This window comes from Arcicella sp. GW822-FHT02H01 (genome assembly GCF_058802005.1).
In genome coordinates this window covers 4,470,927-4,490,339 of record NZ_JBXANT010000001.1, presented here as the reverse complement: position 1 = coordinate 4,490,339, position 19,413 = coordinate 4,470,927, and the positions used below count along the sequence as shown (strand labels likewise).

The following is a 19,413-nucleotide window of genomic DNA, read 5'->3' as shown; positions in this document are numbered from 1 at the left end:
TTTTGAATAGAAAAATCTTATGAAAAATATATTAACATTTATGCTATTAATCACTTGTTGGGCAACTGTAAGTTTACAAGCCCAACAAGTGCCAATGCAACCTCCACGCGTACTAAAAGTAGCTTCGTCTAAACTGGGCAATTATATTTACCTAGCTGGTAGGGATGAAGTAGCGGGAAAAGACACTGCTATTTTGCAGGCTACAGACCATTTTATCATCAAGAGAATGCCCTTTGTGCTGATTACTGACTCAACGAAAGCGAAGTCGCCCTTGAAAAATTTTAAAACAATTGGCAAGGCTAAAAGAGCGAGTAGTGAGAAAGAACTAAAAGAACTATTTAACGAGGAAGACCTAGCCGACGTTAGAAAGTTTTTAGGTAAGAATACAAACAAGGAATTACTTGATTTTGTAGCGACGCATGTAAAAGCTAACGATTATAGTTTTCTGTATTCAATTACCGAGACCCGTATGATGTTAGGGCATATTTACTTGGATACTGACGTAAAAGAGGATGAAGTAATGTATTACCAAATCATCAGAGTAGATAAAAACAAAACGGAATATCCTTGGGGCGTGGCACTTGCTCAAAGCAAAATAGGCAATTATGCCTTGCCTTTTCTTAAACCTAAGGTATCATTTGTTAGTTCGAGTGATTCTACCGTAAGTATTACTTGGAAATTAAAGGTTTCGGATGCCATGATAAATACGCTTCCTAAACCGAGTACACGTGCATCTTTTGACCCTAAAGGAGATTTGCTAACAGTGCCTTTCAACCTTACGGCACTTAGCGGAAGAGTGGTCCCTACCAGAGCAGGTAAACCTATCGCGGGCATCAAGATAATTCCTAATTTAAATCGCACGCAAGACACCCTCACCTATCATTATTTTGGGAGCGTCAGTAAAGATGAACAGTTTACAGCATACTTGATGGCTGAAGATGAAATCTATAATCAGGGAGCTCATTCAGATACTGCTGTAGTATTTGGGGTAGAAGCTAGAACAATGCCTTTGATTTATTCAATTAAAGTAAGTGAAATTGAAAATGGAATTCGTCTTGCTTGGAATAAACCAACGATTAAACCTTATCTAACAGGAATAAATATTTCGAGATACGACAGTCAGGATAACTTTGTAAAATTGGCAACATTGTCTGTTACAGATACCACTTATATCGACTATGCCATCAAGGTAGGTGAGCATTATCGTTATCAGGTAAAAACCTTATTTTTACCGGGGATTGGGATTGAGCAAACCGTACCAGCACAAGGAGTTGGCACGTACACCAAGTTCTCGAAACCATTACCTCCGTACAACTTGGAAGTTTCGGCAAAAGGAAGCAATGTTTCATTAACATGGCAAGCCGCTGATGAACCGGGATTCTATGGCTATTTTGTGTACAGAGGCACCTCGCCTAAAAAAATGCACTTAATTGCTGGTCCTATTAAGGAAAAAAAGTACACCGATACGTCTGAATCATTGAGCGGTAGAAGTCAGTATTATTATACAGTGAGAAATCAAAACCTGCGACAAGATACCAGTATCTATAGCAACGTAGTGGTGATTACTCCTGTTAAAAAACTCGAGATTAATCCGCCAGCCAATATTGATTTTTATTATGTCAATGGCAAATTGAGGGTGCAATGGGATGATACCAGAACGCAAGATAATATGATTGAAACCTTCTTGGTACAAAGGAGAAAGAAAGGTAATACAGAATATGTTACCCTGAAGCCTAAAGAAGCAGGTAACGCATTTTTGATGGATAGCCTTATCCAAAGAGGGGAAACTTATCAGTACAGAGTAGCGTCGGTGTCTTCTTCAGGTGATATTAGTGCCTATAGTCCTGCTACAGAATTCAGTCTTGAAAGGGCTAAAATTGAAACTGTTAACGAGTTTTATGTCCGTAATATTACTGCTGGTGTAGAAGTTAGCATACCCACAATTATTTATTCAAACCGCAAAGCATATACCATTTACAGACGTAATGCTACTGGTGGTGATTTTGCAAAAATACACACGATGCCTTCTGACTCATTTGTGTTTACTGATGAAAAAATAGAGCAAGGTCAGACCTATATTTATGCCATCAGTATTATTGAAAACGATGGAAAAGAAGGCGAAATGGGAACCTCTAGGTCTGTTCAGAGGTAGGATATTGTTTTAATGAATTTATGTCATTTTTCTATTAGCTGGCGACTTAAGTCGCCAGCTAATAGAAAAATGACATAAGATTCTTTTGCTTTCTTTTATTATTCAATATAAACAGACTGTGTAAATGCACCATTTGCAGCAACATCCCATAGCTCTATTCGTACCCATTTTCTACCTTTTAATTTTGTTTTAAATTTGAATTCCTGATTGCCAAACTGTTTGGTTGTATGTAAATCAATCCTTTCACGATATACTTGGTTGCCATCTCCAGAAATAATCTCTGCAAAATTTAAAGGGAATGTCCAGTTTGCCTTTAATGCAATGGTTGCTTCTCCATTTTTTTCAAGCGAAACATTTCCTCCACTTCCTATATTATTGACAGTAAACGAAGGTAGTAACACTTCGCCCGTTGTCGTAAAAAATTTCCCTCTTTGCATCGTCGTTAAGATAGGTTGCCAGTCTTGGTTATAATCGGGCAGTTTATCCAATTGCAGATAATTTACATTCAAGTGGGCGTACATTTCATTTTCAGGCTCAATGGTAAATAAATCAGCTTCTCCAATCATTGTTTTTTTTAATCCCCAATTATTCATATCGTCCAATAAATCTAACGCTCTTTTTCCCAAACGAGGTTGCGATAAATCGGCAGGAATAGCTTTCCAAGCAGCACCCATAAAACGGTCTGATAAAAAGAATGGCTCTTGATTATATTTATCTGGAAATCCTGTTGAACCCTTTGTACGGGCATGAGCCGTCCATGCCAGTCCTTTTTCTTCTTCTAATAATCGTAGCATTTCGCTTTTATTAGCAATACGATATACCTTACCGTATCGTGGGTCTTCAGTCACAAAAGGTTGGTCGGGTTTTCTTGCCATAATCCAATACACAGGCTTTGGGAAAAAGTCTAGCCAATGTCCCCCCAGAAACTCATTAGGTTCTTCGCCAGGCAATAGCAAAAAATCTCGGTCTGATAATCTTTTGCATTGGTCAAACAAGGTTTTCAATTCTGTTAAGCGTTGTTCATCTGGTCCCTTCGGGTGAGCGGTATAATGGAACTCTGCCAAATGCACAATATTGATGCCTGTGTTCTTGAATACTTGTACAAAAGTAGGATTTTCAGGGACGGGTTTACCTGCTAATACTACGTTCATGACAAATTCATTATGAAAATGACTGACCATCGTTTTATAACCTGCAAGCGGTTTATAGACGTCATCATGCGTGTATTTTTTTACTTCAGAGAGTACATTTGCAGGCGTATCTTTGCTAAGAAGACAGTAAAAATTCAGCCTCTGCTCAGTGCGAGGGGGTGCATTAAACCACGGAACATATCGATGGTCTCCTTCTAAATCCTGTCTGATGCCTATTCCATAACCTGTCAATAATCCATTAAAATAGTTGTTGCCATGCCAAACAAATTTTAGGTTAAAGGCTTCGTCTAAAGGATAAAAATATTGATGAGGTGCAGGAAAAACAGCTAAACTACCTTGTTTGCCTTCGCCAATAATGGTGCGGTATTTTACAGGAACATTTTTACTCTCGGAAGTTTCGTTGACGGCTTCCGTATGCAGTGTATTATCGGTATTGGCCCATGTCAAAGATTTCCATGCAGGGGTTTTACTAAGTAGTCCTGCGTCATATAAGATGGCCGTTGAATCTTTTTCGGTAGCCATCACAGCGGCGATATTGACTAGCGATGAGGCATGATAAAGTGTAAGTTCTAGGTAACCTTTAAAGGTTTCGGCTGATAGCCCGTGCATTCTCACGATGGTATGTGTGCCATCGCTAATGATGCTGGTCTGACCTTTATCAACTTTTATAGGATGTGACTGATGAGGCTTTTGGGGGACTTTGTCGAAAAAAATATTCCAGCCGTTTTGTGATACTAAATCACGCTTACCGACTGTAAGTACAAAGGCAGGGTTTAGATAAGAGGCTATTTCATGGTATTTTTTTGCTGAGCCAATCCCTAAACTTTGGAATAAAGGAACATCCTTCTTCAAATTCATCACGATCCTCCCCTGCTCGGTTTGATTTATTGGCCAATTGATAGTCAATAAATCACCCACAGTAGTGGCTTTGGCATCTCCGTGCCGATTGAACTTTGAAAAATCTACAGATTGTTGGGCACTCAATAGCCATGGCACGAATAGCCAGACACAACAAATGATTACTTTTTTCATTTAAATAAGTTTTATAGTATATTAAATTGGAATAGTTCCAAAACTACAAACTATCAATAAATCAGTAATCATTTTGTATAGGGCATTCTTATTCCTAAAGATGGCAAAAGCACATATGAAAAAAATTCACGGAGTTACTGAAGATAAATGCGACTTTGCTTGATAAAATTTTACAATAAAAACTATTTTACTACTGCCAACCGACTTACTAAGGTTTCCTCTCCTTTTGTATTGGCAGAAAAAATTAGGTAAATGCCTGTCTCGGCTCTTTTTCCATCCAATGTTTTTCCATTCCAAACAGCAGTCCCTCCGTTTGCTCTTGTTTCATACACCAAATTTCCTACAACATCCGTAATCTTTACAAAAGCATTTTCCACTAATCCTTCAATACCGATTTGTCCTTCAAAATCTGGGCGAACAGGGTTAGGAAATACTTTTACTATATTATCTAATTGGCTGTTAGTGCTTTCTGTTGCTGTTCCTCTATAAGAAACTAAGCCTTTTGAGGTGCGAATAAAGACATTACCAGACTGTGGTTCAGGCGTGATATAATTTATGATATTAGAAGGCAAAGGGGAGTTAACCTCAGTGAAGTTTGTGATTAGTTCTGTACCGTCTGAATTAAATAAAAAGATTCCATTCAATGTACCCATCCACTTTCTATTTCCGCCGTCTATTCCGATAGAGGTGACTGTCTCATTACCAAGCAAACGTCTTCTTTCAAAAACGGGTGTATAAGCATCAAAATTTTTACCTGAAAATACTGAGGCAGGGCTATCAAACACGACAACTCCTTTATCAGTACCTACCCACATTTGTCCGTCTTTATCCAATGCCAACGTTTTTACATTCGTACTAGGTAAATTTCCAAAGCCTGTGCCTGTGGTAATAAATTTTTGCTGATTGGCGGTGTTCTTTACGATAATTCCACCAAACCCACTGCCACGAATCCAAGTATTCCCTCCGTCGTCGACTACGACAGAATCTTTTCGGGTTTGATACAAAGTATCTAAACTAGTAGGACTATAGCTTTTATAATTTCCTTCTAAATTACTTAATAGTCCATTCTGATAATCTGCTAACCAATACTTCCCTTGAGCATCTGCCCGTAAGTATTTAGGCTGTTTGATTTTTGAATCTGCTACTTTACTAAAGGTGAGCAAATCCATATCCAAAATATTTAATGTTCCATTAGTGATAACAAAATACTTGTTACCTACAATCTTATCGATTACTTCAATTTTATTGGGAAGTATTAAAATCCCTGAGGATTTTCCATTGAGATAGGACGAAACTTTCCCTGTTTCAGCAGCAATGATGAGTCCATTTTGCCAATTAACTAACGTACTTCGTTCTGTATTTAAGGAAGACCAATTACCAAAAAACTGCAAATTGACATTTATGGCAAATTTTGCTTTACGAATACCCACAGAAGTAGCTAAAAATATAGAATCGCTTGAAAATTCAGTTTTATATATTTTTATTGATGCTCCGCTTTCACCTAAGTTTTGATAGGTTTCTTTAATCTCTTCTTTATCAATATCAAGTATCACCAACCCAAAATCATACGCCAAATAGGCGGTATTTCCATTGATAGCGATATGATTTACAATTTTGCTATCCTGTATTGAACTAGATTCTTTCAATAATGAAATATTCGAAATCTTAGCAGGCTCGGCCTGTTCATTCAATTTGATTAAGTCGATATTTCCAGATTGGTAAGCAGCAATTAATGTATTTTGATTGGCAGAGTAAGCAATTTTCACAATACCTGTTTCAGACAATCCATCAATTTTAGATAATTTAATGGATTCATTATTAGCTTTATCATAATAGAAGAAGCCATTCTCGGTCACACAATAAATCTTATCTTTAACTATAACGACATCCTTGGCAGTAGAATAATTGAAATATGTTTGCCAAGTGCCTATTGGCACTTGGGCTAATACTGAAGTCTGAAAACTTAAAATAATGCTTATTAAAACAGCAATACTAAAAAGGTTGAAGCTAACCCTTTGTGTATTTTTTAGTGTAAAAGTAGCTGTGTTATAGCTGGGAACGGACATACATCATTAAATTATGAATGAAAACACTTTCTACATCTTGCTTCATAGCTATCTGTTTCTCCTAACATTACTTGCTCTTGTCCCGCAGTTTTGCGATATGAATAATTAGCGACATCACCACAAACCATGCAGACAGCATGAACCTTTGTAATGTATTCTGCAATAGCCATCAAGGCTGGCATTGGGCCAAAAGGTATTCCTTGGAAATCCATATCCAGACCCGCCACAATTACTCTTTTACCATTAAAAGCCAATGTATTTACTACTTCAACGATTCCATCATCAAAAAATTGAGCTTCATCTACGCCAACTACATCACAGTCTCCCGCAAGCAAAAGCATTATCTCTGACGAATGAATGGGTGTTGAACGAATTGAAGAAGCATTGTGTGAAACAATATCTTCGTCGTGATAACGCGTATCAATACTTGGTTTAAAAATTTCTACTTTTTGTTTAGCAATCCTTGCACGATTTAACCTACGAATTAACTCCTCTGTTTTTCCAGAAAACATTGATCCACAGACTACTTCAATCCAGCCTGCCTTTTTCCCATTTAGTTGATGTTGGTGATGATACGGTTCAATAAACACTTTGTTAAAAAATTTTAGCGTTAAAAATTATCCTTTTTACGAAGATAAAGAATTTAAAATGGATGAAATGAAATTATCTTTTATATGTCAAAAAAATGTAAATTAGATTATAGAAGAATAATACAAAAAAGTAAACATAAAATTGTCTTATTTAGAGAATATTTAGTATTATTGCAATCAACTAACCTTAAATCACTAATACACATATGAAGACAATTAACCAATGGCTCGACGAATACGGAGAGAGCCATAAAAACCCCACAAACAAAACCGTCCATTGGATTTGTGTACCCCTTATTTTTTTTAGTTTATTAGGACTACTCTATAGCATAAAGCTTTCTTTTTTCAGTATCGGAGACATCGAAGGAAATGTTGCACTGATTGTATTAACACTTACGATGATTTATTACTTCAATTTGTCGAAATCCTTATCGGCGGGCTTATTTTTATTTGCTACTACCTGTGTGTTGCTTTGCTACCTTATAGAAAATTCTGCCATCGTTCCTTTGTGGCAAGTATGCCTAACTATTTTTGTGTTAGCTTGGCTAGGGCAATTTTGGGGGCATAAAATAGAGGGTAAAAAACCTTCTTTTTTTAAAGATTTATTATTTCTGATGATTGGCCCTGCTTGGCTAATGAGTTTCATTTATCAACGTTTAGGTATCCATTATTAACAATTACATGTTGAATTATTTTACAGCACCTCAATTATACATTCTGTCCTTCAAGCTTACCATCCATACTATTTCAGGATAAAACAGTATCAAGTAGTTAATATTTGATACTGTTTTTGTTTTCAGGCATTTAAGTCATTGAGTGATTTAGTGATTAGTCCTTTTAAACTGCGGTGATAAACCGCTCACAAATTACCCTTCACATAATGTCGTTTATACTTGCCTAGAAAACAACTCGAAAAATTAAACTTAAATCAACCAAAACCATGTTTTTAATTATTCTAGGTGCTATTATTTTAGTGGTAGGCTTTGCCATTAATACACCATCGTTAGCGAGTGCTCGTTTCTCTCGCCCTGTAAAAGTTATTGGTGGCGTAATCATTGTTATTGGGATGCTTAGTTCAGGAGTTAAACAAGTTGATGCAGGCGAAGTGGGCGTACAGTCGATATTCGGAAATGTAAATCCTAATACATTATCGAGCGGACTGAATTTTGTGAATCCTCTGGCAGAAGTTCAGACTTTCGATATCAAGACACAAAACTACACGATGTCGGCAGTGCATGATGAGGGAGGTAAAGAAGGTGACGATGCCATTAGAGTATTAACGGCGGATGGTCTGGAGGTAGTTATTGATTTAACCGTTTTATACAGAGTAATTCCAGCTGATGCGCCGAAAATTCTAAAAGAAATTGGCTTAGATTATAACGACAAAGTAGTGCGACCAATCACTAGAACAAAAATCCGAGACAATGCTGTTTATTATGACGCTGTAGCACTTTATTCTACTAAAAGGGATGAATTTCAAACGAGAATATTCAAATCTATCGAAAAAGATTTATCTCGAAGAGGCTTATTGCTTGAACAATTATTAATTAGGAATATCAACTTGCCTACTTCAGTAAAGCAAACGATTGAATCGAAAATCAATGCAGAACAGGAAGCGCAAAAAATGCAATTTGTCCTTCAGAAAGAGAAGCAAGAAGCAGAACGTAAGCGCGTAGAAGCACAGGGTATCGCAGATTATCAGAAAATTCTTTCTACTGGACTAAGTGATAAACAATTACAATACGAGTCCATTAAAGCCCAGAAGGACATTGCACTTTCGCCTAATGCTAAAATAATCATATTAGGTGGAAAAGGGAATACCCCTATTATGCTAAGTGATAAATAATAAAATAGGCTGTCCTCGAGATGAAGACAGCCTATTTTTATGGTTGAAATATATAAATGTAATGAGGTTGTTATGTTACCTTTTCACATTTTTACTTTCAAATTATTTACCTTGACCGTTCGCTAATAATTGGAAGAATTGATCCAATTTAGGCGTTACGATGATTTCAGTTCTACGGTTCAACTTACGACCTGCACTGTTTTCGTTTGAATCTTTTGGAGCAAATTCAGAACGACCACCAGCTGTCATACGCTCAGGAGATACGCTAAATTTAGTTTGTAATAAACGAACAACTGAAGTAGCACGTTTTGTACTTAAATCCCAGTTATCTTTCAAACAGTCAGTAGCGATAGGCACACTGTCAGTATGACCTTCAACTAAAATGTCTAATTCTTTGTGATCATTCACAACTTTAGCCACTTTTTCTAACACTGTTTCAGCTTTTTGGTTGATTACAGCACTACCCGATTGGAATAGCATTTTATCAGAAATTGAGATATAAACAACTCCTTTTTTCACTTCTACAGTTACATCTTCATCATTTACATCAGCTAATGAACGTTTCAACGTCATTACTAAAGCTAAATTTAAAGAATCTTTGCGTTGTACTGAAGAGTTCAAATCTTTGATATATTTGCTTTGATCGTTCAAAGTTTCCAAAGATTTTTTAATGCTCTCAGCACCTGCTTTACTAACTACTGATAGGTCAGACATTCTGTCTAATAAATTAGTATTAGTTTTTTTCAAGTAGTCAATTTGGTCTTCAAACCCTTTTAACTGCTTAATCTTAGCTTGCAATTCACTGTCTTTCGATTTTAAGTCAGTTTCTAAGCTTGCTCTTGTCTTATCACAGTCATTTAAGTCAGCTTTTGCTTTAGCAAGAGTACTCTCTGTGCTCGCTTTGTAATTAGCGTATTCCGCTTGAGCAGCTGCGAATTTTTTCTTACTCACGCACGAAGACATGATTACAATTGATGAGGCAAACAAAATTATTTTTTTCATACTTTTAGTTTTTATGCTAATTGCTTATTAAAATTTGGAACGAAAATACTATAAAAAAATTACATAATTGTCATGATTTGTCTTTACTACAAGCATAAAATAGCTTGCAAGTACTCAAAATTTGTTTATAAAAAACTTAATCTTAAAATAAGTCAACAAGAGATTTGATAAGTTCTACTTGGTATCCTTGAAGAGTGACTTAAATTAATTATATGACAATTTGTAGATTGGTAAATTTTATATTTATCGTAAGTCCGAAACCAAATTAAAGCTAATTAGGCTTATACATCTAAAAAAAAATGGGTATAAAATCGTTCCAAGCACATTTTATCGTTTCCGATTTCGTCAAATATTCTATACTTTAGGGTAAATAAAATATAGAATATGAAAAAAATTGTATTAACCATTGGCTTATTAGCACTGTTTGGTCATTTTTCGAATGCTCAGCAACTAAACAAAACCGAGAAAAAAATTGCTGAATATATTGAGCAACAAATGCCCCAAACTGAGGCATTGCTTAAAAAGATTGTCAATATTAATAGCGGAACACTTAATAAAGAAGGCGTCAGAGAGGTTGGAAATATCCTGAGAAAAGAATTTGATGACTTGGGTTTTAAAACAGAATGGGTTTCTTTGCCCGATTCTTTGAATAGAGCAGGGCATTTAGTGGCAGAACGAAAAGGGAAAGCTGGTAAAAAACTATTCTTGATTGGTCATTTAGATACTGTTTTTGAAAAGGCAATGACTTTTACGCCCTATACTTATTTAAACGATTCTACGGTTACAGGGCAAGGGGTAAACGACATGAAAGGCGGTGACATCGTTTTACTAGCAGCCTTGAAAGCCCTTCATCAAAATGGCTTGCTTGAAAACACTACTTTAACGGCTTACTTTACAGGCGATGAAGAAAGCGCAGGTCGCCCAACCAGCGTTAGTAGAAAAGACTTTATAGAGAGAGCCCAAACCAACGATATAGCTTTAGCTTTTGAAACTGCTGTCAATTTAAACACTGTTGCTACTGCTCGTAGAGGCTCTAGTGGATGGAAATTAAATGTAAAGGGAGTTATGGGACATTCGTCTACTATATTTAGTCAACAATCTGGTTACGGAGCCATTTATGAGGCCGCTAGAATATTAAACGAATTCAGAGAAAAATTAAGTACCGAAAAATACCTCACCTTCAACCCTGGTTTAATTATGGGTGGTTCTGAAATCAATGATAATAAAGAAACCATCGGGAAGGATAACATCATCTCGCCAAGAGTGATGGTTTCAGGAGATTTGAGATTCTTAACAGAAAGCCAAAAAGAAAATGCGAGAGCCAGAATGAAAGAAATAGTTTCGCAAAGTTTGAATAAAACCAAAGCGGAAATTACTTTTTCAGACGGCATTCCTGCGATGGAGCCTACTCCAGCAAACGAAAACTTACTTGCTATTATCAATAAAGTAAGTTTGGATTTAGGCTTGGGCGAAGTAAAGGCGGGTGACCCAGGTTCAAGAGGTGCAGGTGATATTTCATATATTGCTAAATACATGGCTTGCTTAGATGGCCTTGGCGCATCGGGCAAAGGAGCTCATGCACCAGGCGAAACAATGAACATCAAGGAATTTCCTAAATTGGTTCAAAGAACTGCCATCCTGATTTACAGGTTAACACGATAAAAACAAAAAGGGGTTGTTTCAAATTTGAAACAACCCCTTTGCTAAATCTATTCAGAACAATTAAGCTACTGTAGTGCTCATTACTTCTGTTTGTTTACGAATTGATTCTAAGTGAACCAATTTGAATAATTCTTCAATAAATTCTGGATACAACCCTAATCCTGTTGCTTGTTTAGCACGGTCAGTATGTAGTTGTTTCCAACGGTCTAATTGTAATACTGCTACGTTGTTATCACGTTTGTACTCGCCTAATTTTTCAACAACAGCCATACGAGCAGCCAACACTTCCATTAATTCACGGTCGATGTTGTCAATTTTAGCACGCAATGCAGCTAATTCGTCTGTAAATTCAGCACCATAGTTTGCTTGACGTACTTCTAATTCGCGTAACATTGTACCTAATGCTTCTGGTGTTAATTGTTGCGAAGCATCAGACCAAGCAGCATCAGGGTCACGGTGCGTTTCAATAATCATCCCATCATAATTCAAATCAAGAATTCTTTGAGATAATTCCATCAACAACGAGCGTTTTCCAGCCATGTGCGATGGGTCACCGATGATTGGTAATTGAGGGAACAAACGTTTCATCTCAACAGCCATTTGCCACATTGGCGAGTTACGGTATTTTACTTCTTGTGCATTAGAAAAACCACGGTGGATAGCACCTAATTTTTTAATACCAGCACCTTGCAAACGTTCAAAAGCACCTACCCAAAGCGCTAAGTCTGGGTTAACAGGGTTTTTAACCAATACAGGAATATCAACACCTTGCAAAGCGTCAGCTAAATCTTGTACGTTAAAAGGGTTCACTGTTGTTCTAGCACCAATCCATAATACATCAACACCATACTTCAAAGCAAGTTCGATATGTTCTGGAGTTGCTACTTCGATAGCTAATGGTAATCCAGTTTGTTTTTTTGCTTCAACAAGCCATTTTAAAGCTGGTTCTCCCATTCCTTCAAAACTTCCTGGACGTGTGCGTGGTTTCCACACACCTGCACGCATGATATGGGCATATCCTTCTGCTTTAATTCTATTAGCAGTCTCCAACACTTGTTCTTCCGTCTCGGCTGAACATGGACCTGCGATAATCAAGGGTTTGCCGTCAGTTTTAATCCATTCCTGCATCGGCACTACATCTAAATTTGCGTTCATTTGGCAAACAGTATTAAGTAAAATCAACTGCTATCTATTAATTACTATCAATATTTTATGAGTCAGATTGATGTATCTTCTAAAAAATATTAAATAATTTTTTAAACAACAATTAACAAATTTTCAAAACATTATTTTGTAACAAATCGTATCGACTTAATCAAAATTTTATTTAACATTGTGAAAGATTCATTTTATATAACCCAGTCTATGTTATTAAAATTCATCAAAATATAACATTAAAAAATTTAATCCGATAAAATTTGTTTTTGTATTATTCTAATATGCTATATTTGCACGTTTAAGTAAAACAACTGACGACTCTCTAAATCATATTAAACTGATTATCAATCAATAAATTATCATTCAGTTTTAATTTATATACGATTATTCGTCTGTAACATGACCAAAATGCCAGCCACATCAACCCTTATGGAGTCCACAAAAGTTAGTTTTGAAGACACCTCAATTGCTTTTTCTTCAAAATCTAACTTACAATTGAAGAAGATATATTTACTCTTCGCAAGCATGAACCAGAATTGGCTCGTAAAGTTAGGGACTTTTTTTATCAAACTCTTTATTTTTCTTCATTTTCCCATAAAAAAACTCATAAGAGTTACTGTATTTGAACAGTTTTGTGGCGGAGAAACCTTACAAGAATGTAACAAGACAATAGAAAATTTGGACAAATCTCATATTGGCACAATTTTAGACTATTCTGTAGAGGGGGAAGATAACGAAAAAAGTTTTGACAAAACTACGCAAGAAGTCCTCTTGACGATTGAAAAAGCTAATGAGAATATTGCTATTCCTTTCGCAGTATTTAAAGTAACAGGTATTGCGAGTATGGATTTATTGGAAAAAATCCAAAATGAAGAGGAATTAAGCAACGACGAGAAGGCAGCCTTTGAAAGAGTAAGAGAAAGAATGAATATCCTCTGTGGAAGAGCACACGCCTTGAATGTTAGAATTTTTGTGGATGCTGAAGAATCTTGGATTCAAGATACCATCGATACCCTTACCTATGGGATGATGGAGAAATACAACCAAGAGCAGTGTATCGTTTACAACACTTTTCAGATGTATAGAAAAGATATGTTGCAAAACTTAAAAGAGGCAACTCAACAAGCTCGAGATGGCCATTTTTCACTAGGCGTAAAATTGGTGCGTGGAGCTTATATGGAAAAAGAACGCCAAAGATCACATGAGGAAAACTATTGTGAGCCTGTTCATGAAACCAAAGCAGCTACTGACCATGATTATAACTTAGGCGTAGTTTTCTGCGTAGAAAACCGTGATAATATTTCACTATGCGTAGGAACACACAATGAGTTTAGCTGTAAGCAATTGGTAGATTTAATGAAAAAAAATCAAATCGACCCTACCGATAAACATTTTTATTTCGCACAGCTTTTAGGAATGTCTGATAACATTTCATACAATCTTTCAAAAGCAGGTTATAATGTAGCTAAATATGTGCCTTATGGTCCTATTGAAGCAGTAATGCCATATTTATTCCGTCGTGCGGCAGAAAACACTTCGGTATCTGGTCAAGCTAGCAGAGAGTTTGTATTGATTAAGCGTGAAATCGTGAGAAGAAAGAGACTAATGTTCACTAAATAATATTTTTTTTGCTGTATATATAATATTAGATTAAATATTTCGTCACAAAGGCACTAAACCTAAGGGTTTCTGACTTTGTGACTTTTATTTTGTAACTTGCAAACATTATTGCAAACGTAATATCGAACAATCTATATCAGTTTATCAAACCAATCGTTCAAATTTAATATGTTTCGTTCCCCATATAAATACTTCTGGCTTACCTTTTTGCTTATTATTATTGACCAAGTTATTAAAGTAGCTGTTCATAAATATTTAGAATACGAAGGTAATGAAGTACCTATCATTGGTGATTTTTTCAAACTCCATTATGTATTAAATAAGGGAATGGCCTTTGGAATGACCCTCAACTTTTTACCAAAGGGATATGATAAAATTGTTTTAAGTCTTTTTAGGGTTGTTGCCATGTTTGGAATCGGGGCATATCTGGTTTCATTAGCACGCAAAAAGGCTAATCCAGGCTTACTTTGGTGTATTGCTGCTATCTTAGGAGGCGCTATTGGTAATGTGGTAGATAGTACTTTCTATGGCGTTATTTTCGATAATGCTCCTGCTGATTCGCCTACTCCTTGGTTTCATGGCCAAGTAATTGATATGTTCTTCTTTGACCTTTACCAAGGTTGGTTGCCAGAATGGGTTCCTATTTGGGGAGGCACTTGGTATTCAACCCCTATCTTTAATTTTGCCGATGCTTCTATATTCTGTGGTGTTGTGGTGATTTTAATTTTTCAGGGTCAATTTTTTGAAGAACCAAAGCCAAAAAATAACGCTGAAACAGCTGATAAAGAAGAGAAAACAACCAGTAGCGACAATATTGAGAACCACAGCACGGATTTCCAAGAAGAACCTACAGAAGAATCAGAAAGTAAACCTCAAGAATAACAAATAAAATTTTGTTTGAGTACACAATGAAATCAGAAATTATTTTAATGGCTTTATGGTTTAGCTATGGCTTACTCCATACCTTAACAGCCTCTGAAAGCTTTAAAAATCTTCTCAAACCTATTTTGGGAAGATTTTCTATTTATTACCGTCTTGTTTACAACATCGTATTTGTGATATTGCTAATACCAATCATCAAGTATCAGCTAGAAGCTCCTTCCGAAGTACTGTTAGAAAAATCAATCATGAACCAAATATTGGGCGGTTTAATGATGGGTTCAGGTATATTCCTTGGTTTTTCAGCCTTGAAACAATATGATTTATCCGAGTTTGTAGGTACGGATGCATTGAAAGGTTCACCTAAAAAACCTGTATTGAGGATTGATGAATTGTCATCAATTGTTCGTCATCCGCTTTATTTGGGTATACTGATATTTGTATGGGGTACTTTTGGCTTTTTTGGTACATCCTTGTACCTTGTTACTGCCATAAGCTTAACATTTTATATCAGGATTGGAATTTACTTTGAAGAGAAAAAATTAGTAAAGGAATTTGGGAAGCAATATATAAAATATCAACAAGAAGTACCGATGTTAATTCCGAGATTGAGTGATGGAAAATAATTCCATCACTCAACTGTTTGTAAGATTTCTGAATACTTCTTCCATTGTTTTTCCAGAAGTTTTCAAAGCCGACAGCTCACTGTCATTTACTATTTTACCGTGATTAATAATTACTACCCTATCACAAATAGCTTCTACTTCTTGCATAATATGGGTTGAAAAAACGACTGTTTTTTCTTTTCCTATGTTTCTGATAACTCCTCTGATTTCAGCTAATTGATTAGGGTCAAGTCCCGTAGTAGGTTCATCCAAAATCAATACCTTAGGGTCATGAATAAGTGCCTGAGCTAACCCAACACGCTGACGATAACCTTTTGACAATTGACCTATTTTCTTCTTTTGCTCTAGTTGTAGGCCAACTAAATCAATTACCTCCGCTATCCTATTCTGTAGTTTTTGTCCTTTAATCTGATAAAGCCCTCCGACGAAAGCCAAAAATTCCTTTACATACATTTCTAAATATAAAGGATTATGCTCTGGTAAGTAACCAATGTTTTTTCGTACTTCCATCGCATCTTTTTGTACATCATAACCACATACTTCTACCTTCCCACTAGTAGCAGTAAGATAGCAAGTTGCAATCTTCATGGTAGTTGATTTACCAGCACCATTTGGCCCAAGGAAACCGACTATTTCCCCTTGTTTTACCTCAAAAGAAATATTATCTACCGCATTTTGTGTGCCGTAAACTTTTACTAAATTCTGAATTTTTAACGACATAAATAGAAGTTAGGAATGTGATTAAAATTTAAGGAAACTGGTTAAATTCCTAAATTCTTTGAACTGAACAAGTTATTGTCCAAACATGCTTCCTAAATCCATTCCTGGAATATTAGGCATCAAACCTTGAGTAGCTTTTTGAAGATGCTCTTTTATTTTACCTTCAATATTTTCCAAAGCATTGTTCGTAGCAGCTACAATTAAATCCTGTAGTACTTCGCGGTCAGCAGGTTTAATTAAATCTTCATCAATTTCAATTTTCAAAAGCTGCTTTTTACCATTCACCGTCGCAACCACCATGCCAGCACCAGCATCACCCGTTTCAATAATTGAACTTAATGAATCTTGTGCCTCTTTCATTTTAGCTTGTAGGTCTTTTACCTTGCCAAGCATTCCCATCATATCAAACATAGTCTTTTAGGTTTTGTTAATAAATTTGTCTTGCAAGTTACAATACTATTCATTTAACACAAAAATTAAGCTTGTTTTAGCTAGCTAATCGCTTAAATGTGTTGATGTATTGTAAGGCAATTAATATGTTAAAAAAAGTGTTCCTTCCTTATTAATTACTTGTCCAGTAGTATCTTCTACTTCTAATTTATAAATATACATTCCTTGCGAGGCCTTCTCCCCATTTTTAGAAAACCCGTCCCATCCTATTTGACTATTACTTGGAAAACTATTGGTTTCATCATAAAACACAACACTCCCCCATCGGTCATAAATGGTCATTTTCAGTTTCTGGATGAATCTTCCATAAATGATAAATTTATCATTTATGCCATCATTATTAGGCGTAAATGCATCTGGATTCAACAGTAGTGATGACCTATAAATACGAACAATGTTTGAATGTGTATTTTGTGAGATACCTCCCGAAATAGGCTTGGCTTCTATCTGCAAGTATATTTCTTGCCCCTCACTATCTGGCAAACCAATCGTATTATAGGAATAAACATTTTTAAGATTATCTGCCAAAGTCTTCATGGTAGTTCCAGTGTTTGGGTCAACTTTGTTTACCCTATAATAATCTGTCGCTATTGAAAACGAAGATTGCGGAGTCCAATCTACCTCTGAAACACTCGAAGACACCAATATGCTACAAACCTTTTGTGAAGGGTCAGATTCTTTATTGCATAAATCTTTCCAAGTCATGTAATAACAGTAAGATTGGCTGTCAATAGAAACATTATTATCTTTTATCGAATTTATAGCAGGACTAGTTGACTGCAATAATTGGTACGCTCCATTAAGAGACGTTGATTTATAATAACGGTATTCTACCATATCAGTGGGAGACGGCTCGCCAGTTCCTGTTGAAAATGTTCCCTTGATATTAATTGTTTTAGCAGTAGCTTCTACATCTGCGAAAACATTGGCTATTCTAGTAAGACTCTTTGTAGAAGTAGCTTGGATATTTAAAAGCTGGGAAGTCGATTTTTGTCCATAATTAGTAATGACTCTATAAATATAATCTTTTCCACAAACCACATCAGGGTCTGTTAAAGTCAGTGTCGAAATATTGCTGATAGGTGGAAATACTTTATCAATCGTGCCATTAGCGTTCACTCGTTCTACACGATAATCTGTGAATACGCCTCCTGTAATGTTTGTCAAAGCTCTCAGCCACGAAGCCTGAATGGCATTATTAATCACGGCTACTTTTGCTGGCGTAGTGCATACTTCTTCATTACTTAAATTGGCAGGATTAAAAATAGTAGCAGGACAAACAGCATCCAAGGCTTCTGTCCTAAAACAATATTGCCTGTCTTGATTAGGAACAGTTACCGTAACATCATCAAACACCGTAGTGGCAGTAGATGTATAAGTCAGCAATGGATTGGTATAATCATAGGTACTCGTCGTTAATGGGTCACGGATATACACTTTACGTTGAATCGTTTTTTGTGCGAGAACAGTCATTTTGTATTCTTTCGAGATAGCAGTTCCTGCGATAGCAGTAATTAACGGACGATTAATCATCGTTCCCGTCATCGAAATAGGCGGAGAAGTATACACTGGAGCAGGACAAGTACCTGTTTTAGATTGCCCTTTTATGGTAATTATTCTATCAGATTGATCGGGGAAAGGGCCACTTGAAACAGTATGCGGATACGACGTAGGTTTCTCTCTAAAAGTAGGATTAAACAAACTACTCGTTGATGAAAACTTCACTTCATACTCATCATAATTATTGCTAGGGTCGGCTTCTAATTTTAACCTAATTAAAGTAGCATTACACACACTGTAAGTAATTACAGGAGTGCTAGGCTTGATAACTTCTATTACTTGGCAAGCATGGTGGTAATCGTTGGAAGTTCCATTACCAGAATTATCCCCTTGCGTAATGACATAGATGCCTGGACCAGTGTACCATGAAGAAGAGATATTGACAGTAATGGAAGCATCACCACTGATTGTCATGTAACTGGCATTGGCAGTATTGGGAGTAGATGGTGGTGCTGTTAGAGCATTATATTGTGTTGCTGGCATTAGCCAATAGTTTACACCAGTAGTACTGGTAGCACTAATTGTATTTTTTAGCGTAATCGTTTCTCCTTCACAAATTTTAACTGGAATATTATTGGATGCTGCAGTGTTTCCATCGCCATCACCCACTACTTGTACTTTTGTACCATTGATACTGAATTGCCCTGAAACCGTTCCCGGAGGCTCAGCTTTATTTTTACATTGTGCATACGTACTGACAGCCATCTTTGTTAGCAAGATTAAGGCAATCAATATTTTTGCTGATTTATTAAAAATTCGATTCATTTAAAAAGGTTATTTTTATTAAAACTATTTACAAAAATTGTGCTATAAAATTTAAGAATAACAAATTGATTTTATTTACTGATTAACAAGCCTAAATTTAATAAAAACGCTAGAACAGTAAATAACAGCACGAC

At 36.0% G+C, this 19,413-nt stretch carries 15 protein-coding genes; 7 read left to right on the top strand and 8 right to left on the bottom strand.

Annotated features, from left to right (window positions below):
* The first annotated feature begins 19 nt into the window (after positions 1 to 19).
* The gene (locus tag AC1RNE_RS18725) at positions 20 to 2,152 is read left to right on the top strand and encodes a fibronectin type III domain-containing protein (protein WP_492803028.1); all 2,133 of its coding nucleotides are present in this window, start codon (positions 20 to 22) and stop codon (positions 2,150 to 2,152) included.
* A 98-nt stretch (positions 2,153 to 2,250) separates the two neighbouring features.
* Here AC1RNE_RS18725 and AC1RNE_RS18720 read toward each other — a convergent pair whose 3' ends face one another.
* The 3 genes from AC1RNE_RS18720 to AC1RNE_RS18710 all read right to left on the bottom strand — a co-directional run bounded on the left by AC1RNE_RS18720 (position 2,251) and on the right by AC1RNE_RS18710 (position 6,991).
* Positions 2,251 to 4,335, bottom strand: coding sequence for a CehA/McbA family metallohydrolase domain-containing protein (locus AC1RNE_RS18720; protein WP_492803026.1), 2,085 nt, complete (start codon positions 4,333 to 4,335; stop codon positions 2,251 to 2,253).
* A 182-nt stretch (positions 4,336 to 4,517) separates the two neighbouring features.
* Positions 4,518 to 6,401: a type IX secretion system anionic LPS delivery protein PorZ gene (porZ, locus tag AC1RNE_RS18715; protein WP_492803024.1), complete on the bottom strand. Its 1,884-nt coding sequence runs from the start codon at positions 6,399 to 6,401 to the stop codon at positions 4,518 to 4,520.
* A gap of 11 nt (positions 6,402 to 6,412) precedes the next feature.
* Positions 6,413 to 6,991 (bottom strand): thymidine kinase, encoded by a 579-nt coding sequence (locus AC1RNE_RS18710; RefSeq protein ID WP_492803023.1) that lies wholly within the window; start codon positions 6,989 to 6,991, stop codon positions 6,413 to 6,415.
* A 206-nt stretch (positions 6,992 to 7,197) separates the two neighbouring features.
* On the opposite strand from AC1RNE_RS18710, the gene AC1RNE_RS18705 reads away from it, so the two are divergent.
* Together AC1RNE_RS18705 and AC1RNE_RS18700 are read left to right on the top strand one after the other, a co-directional pair.
* A complete protein-coding gene (locus tag AC1RNE_RS18705) occupies positions 7,198 to 7,665 on the top strand; it encodes an Mpo1 family 2-hydroxy fatty acid dioxygenase (protein ID WP_492803021.1) in 468 nt (155 codons plus the stop codon).
* A 266-nt stretch (positions 7,666 to 7,931) separates the two neighbouring features.
* Complete coding sequence (locus AC1RNE_RS18700; RefSeq protein ID WP_492803019.1) at positions 7,932 to 8,837, top strand: prohibitin family protein; 906 nt, start codon at positions 7,932 to 7,934, stop codon at positions 8,835 to 8,837.
* Between the two features lie 102 nt (positions 8,838 to 8,939).
* On the opposite strand, the gene AC1RNE_RS18695 is transcribed toward AC1RNE_RS18700, so the two are convergent.
* The gene (locus tag AC1RNE_RS18695; protein WP_492803017.1) at positions 8,940 to 9,839 is read right to left on the bottom strand and encodes an OmpA/MotB family protein; all 900 of its coding nucleotides are present in this window, start codon (positions 9,837 to 9,839) and stop codon (positions 8,940 to 8,942) included.
* 384 nt (positions 9,840 to 10,223) lie between these two features.
* Here AC1RNE_RS18695 and AC1RNE_RS18690 point away from each other — a divergent pair, with 384 nt between their 5' ends.
* Complete coding sequence (locus tag AC1RNE_RS18690; RefSeq protein ID WP_492803016.1) at positions 10,224 to 11,501, top strand: M20/M25/M40 family metallo-hydrolase; 1,278 nt, start codon at positions 10,224 to 10,226, stop codon at positions 11,499 to 11,501.
* A gap of 60 nt (positions 11,502 to 11,561) precedes the next feature.
* Here AC1RNE_RS18690 and AC1RNE_RS18685 read toward each other — a convergent pair whose 3' ends face one another.
* The gene (locus tag AC1RNE_RS18685; protein ID WP_492803014.1) at positions 11,562 to 12,656 is read right to left on the bottom strand and encodes a chorismate mutase; all 1,095 of its coding nucleotides are present in this window, start codon (positions 12,654 to 12,656) and stop codon (positions 11,562 to 11,564) included.
* Positions 12,657 to 13,088: 432 nt separating this feature from the next.
* Here AC1RNE_RS18685 and AC1RNE_RS18680 point away from each other — a divergent pair, with 432 nt between their 5' ends.
* The 3 genes from AC1RNE_RS18680 to AC1RNE_RS18670 all read left to right on the top strand — a co-directional run bounded on the left by AC1RNE_RS18680 (position 13,089) and on the right by AC1RNE_RS18670 (position 15,784).
* Positions 13,089 to 14,279, top strand: a complete 1,191-nt coding sequence (locus tag AC1RNE_RS18680; RefSeq protein ID WP_492803012.1) for a proline dehydrogenase family protein — start codon at positions 13,089 to 13,091, stop codon at positions 14,277 to 14,279.
* A 168-nt stretch (positions 14,280 to 14,447) separates the two neighbouring features.
* Positions 14,448 to 15,161 (top strand): lipoprotein signal peptidase, encoded by a 714-nt coding sequence (locus AC1RNE_RS18675; RefSeq protein ID WP_492803010.1) that lies wholly within the window; start codon positions 14,448 to 14,450, stop codon positions 15,159 to 15,161.
* Positions 15,162 to 15,187: 26 nt separating this feature from the next.
* On the top strand, positions 15,188 to 15,784 hold the full coding sequence (locus AC1RNE_RS18670) for a methyltransferase family protein (protein WP_492803008.1): 597 nt from the start codon (positions 15,188 to 15,190) through the stop codon (positions 15,782 to 15,784).
* A 9-nt stretch (positions 15,785 to 15,793) separates the two neighbouring features.
* On the opposite strand, the gene gldA is transcribed toward AC1RNE_RS18670, so the two are convergent.
* The 3 genes from gldA to AC1RNE_RS18655 all read right to left on the bottom strand — a co-directional run bounded on the left by gldA (position 15,794) and on the right by AC1RNE_RS18655 (position 19,279).
* Positions 15,794 to 16,504 carry a gliding motility-associated ABC transporter ATP-binding subunit GldA gene (gldA, locus tag AC1RNE_RS18665; protein ID WP_492803007.1) on the bottom strand — a complete coding sequence of 237 codons (711 nt, stop codon included), beginning with the start codon at positions 16,502 to 16,504 and terminating at the stop codon, positions 15,794 to 15,796.
* Between the two features lie 72 nt (positions 16,505 to 16,576).
* On the bottom strand, positions 16,577 to 16,915 hold the full coding sequence (locus AC1RNE_RS18660; protein ID WP_309920443.1) for a YbaB/EbfC family nucleoid-associated protein: 339 nt from the start codon (positions 16,913 to 16,915) through the stop codon (positions 16,577 to 16,579).
* 120 nt (positions 16,916 to 17,035) lie between these two features.
* Positions 17,036 to 19,279: a T9SS type B sorting domain-containing protein gene (locus AC1RNE_RS18655; RefSeq protein WP_492803004.1), complete on the bottom strand. Its 2,244-nt coding sequence runs from the start codon at positions 19,277 to 19,279 to the stop codon at positions 17,036 to 17,038.
* Between the last annotated feature and the right edge of the window lie 134 nt (positions 19,280 to 19,413).

Excerpts from the sequence above, each read along its gene's own strand:
- AC1RNE_RS18725 (WP_492803028.1), top strand. The coding sequence starts at position 20 with ATGAAAAATATATTAACATTTATGCTATTAATCACTTGTTGGGCAACT.
- AC1RNE_RS18720 (WP_492803026.1), bottom strand. The coding sequence starts at position 4,335 with ATGAAAAAAGTAATCATTTGTTGTGTCTGGCTATTCGTGCCATGGCTA.
- porZ (WP_492803024.1), bottom strand. The coding sequence starts at position 6,401 with ATGTCCGTTCCCAGCTATAACACAGCTACTTTTACACTAAAAAATACA.
- AC1RNE_RS18705 (WP_492803021.1), top strand. The coding sequence starts at position 7,198 with ATGAAGACAATTAACCAATGGCTCGACGAATACGGAGAGAGCCATAAA.
- AC1RNE_RS18700 (WP_492803019.1), top strand. The coding sequence starts at position 7,932 with ATGTTTTTAATTATTCTAGGTGCTATTATTTTAGTGGTAGGCTTTGCC.
- AC1RNE_RS18695 (WP_492803017.1), bottom strand. The coding sequence starts at position 9,839 with ATGAAAAAAATAATTTTGTTTGCCTCATCAATTGTAATCATGTCTTCG.
- AC1RNE_RS18690 (WP_492803016.1), top strand. The coding sequence starts at position 10,224 with ATGAAAAAAATTGTATTAACCATTGGCTTATTAGCACTGTTTGGTCAT.
- AC1RNE_RS18685 (WP_492803014.1), bottom strand. The coding sequence starts at position 12,656 with ATGAACGCAAATTTAGATGTAGTGCCGATGCAGGAATGGATTAAAACT.
- AC1RNE_RS18680 (WP_492803012.1), top strand. The coding sequence starts at position 13,089 with ATGGAGTCCACAAAAGTTAGTTTTGAAGACACCTCAATTGCTTTTTCT.
- AC1RNE_RS18675 (WP_492803010.1), top strand. The coding sequence starts at position 14,448 with ATGTTTCGTTCCCCATATAAATACTTCTGGCTTACCTTTTTGCTTATT.
- AC1RNE_RS18670 (WP_492803008.1), top strand. The coding sequence starts at position 15,188 with ATGAAATCAGAAATTATTTTAATGGCTTTATGGTTTAGCTATGGCTTA.
- gldA (WP_492803007.1), bottom strand. The coding sequence starts at position 16,504 with ATGTCGTTAAAAATTCAGAATTTAGTAAAAGTTTACGGCACACAAAAT.
- AC1RNE_RS18660 (WP_309920443.1), bottom strand. The coding sequence starts at position 16,915 with ATGTTTGATATGATGGGAATGCTTGGCAAGGTAAAAGACCTACAAGCT.
- AC1RNE_RS18655 (WP_492803004.1), bottom strand. The coding sequence starts at position 19,279 with ATGAATCGAATTTTTAATAAATCAGCAAAAATATTGATTGCCTTAATC.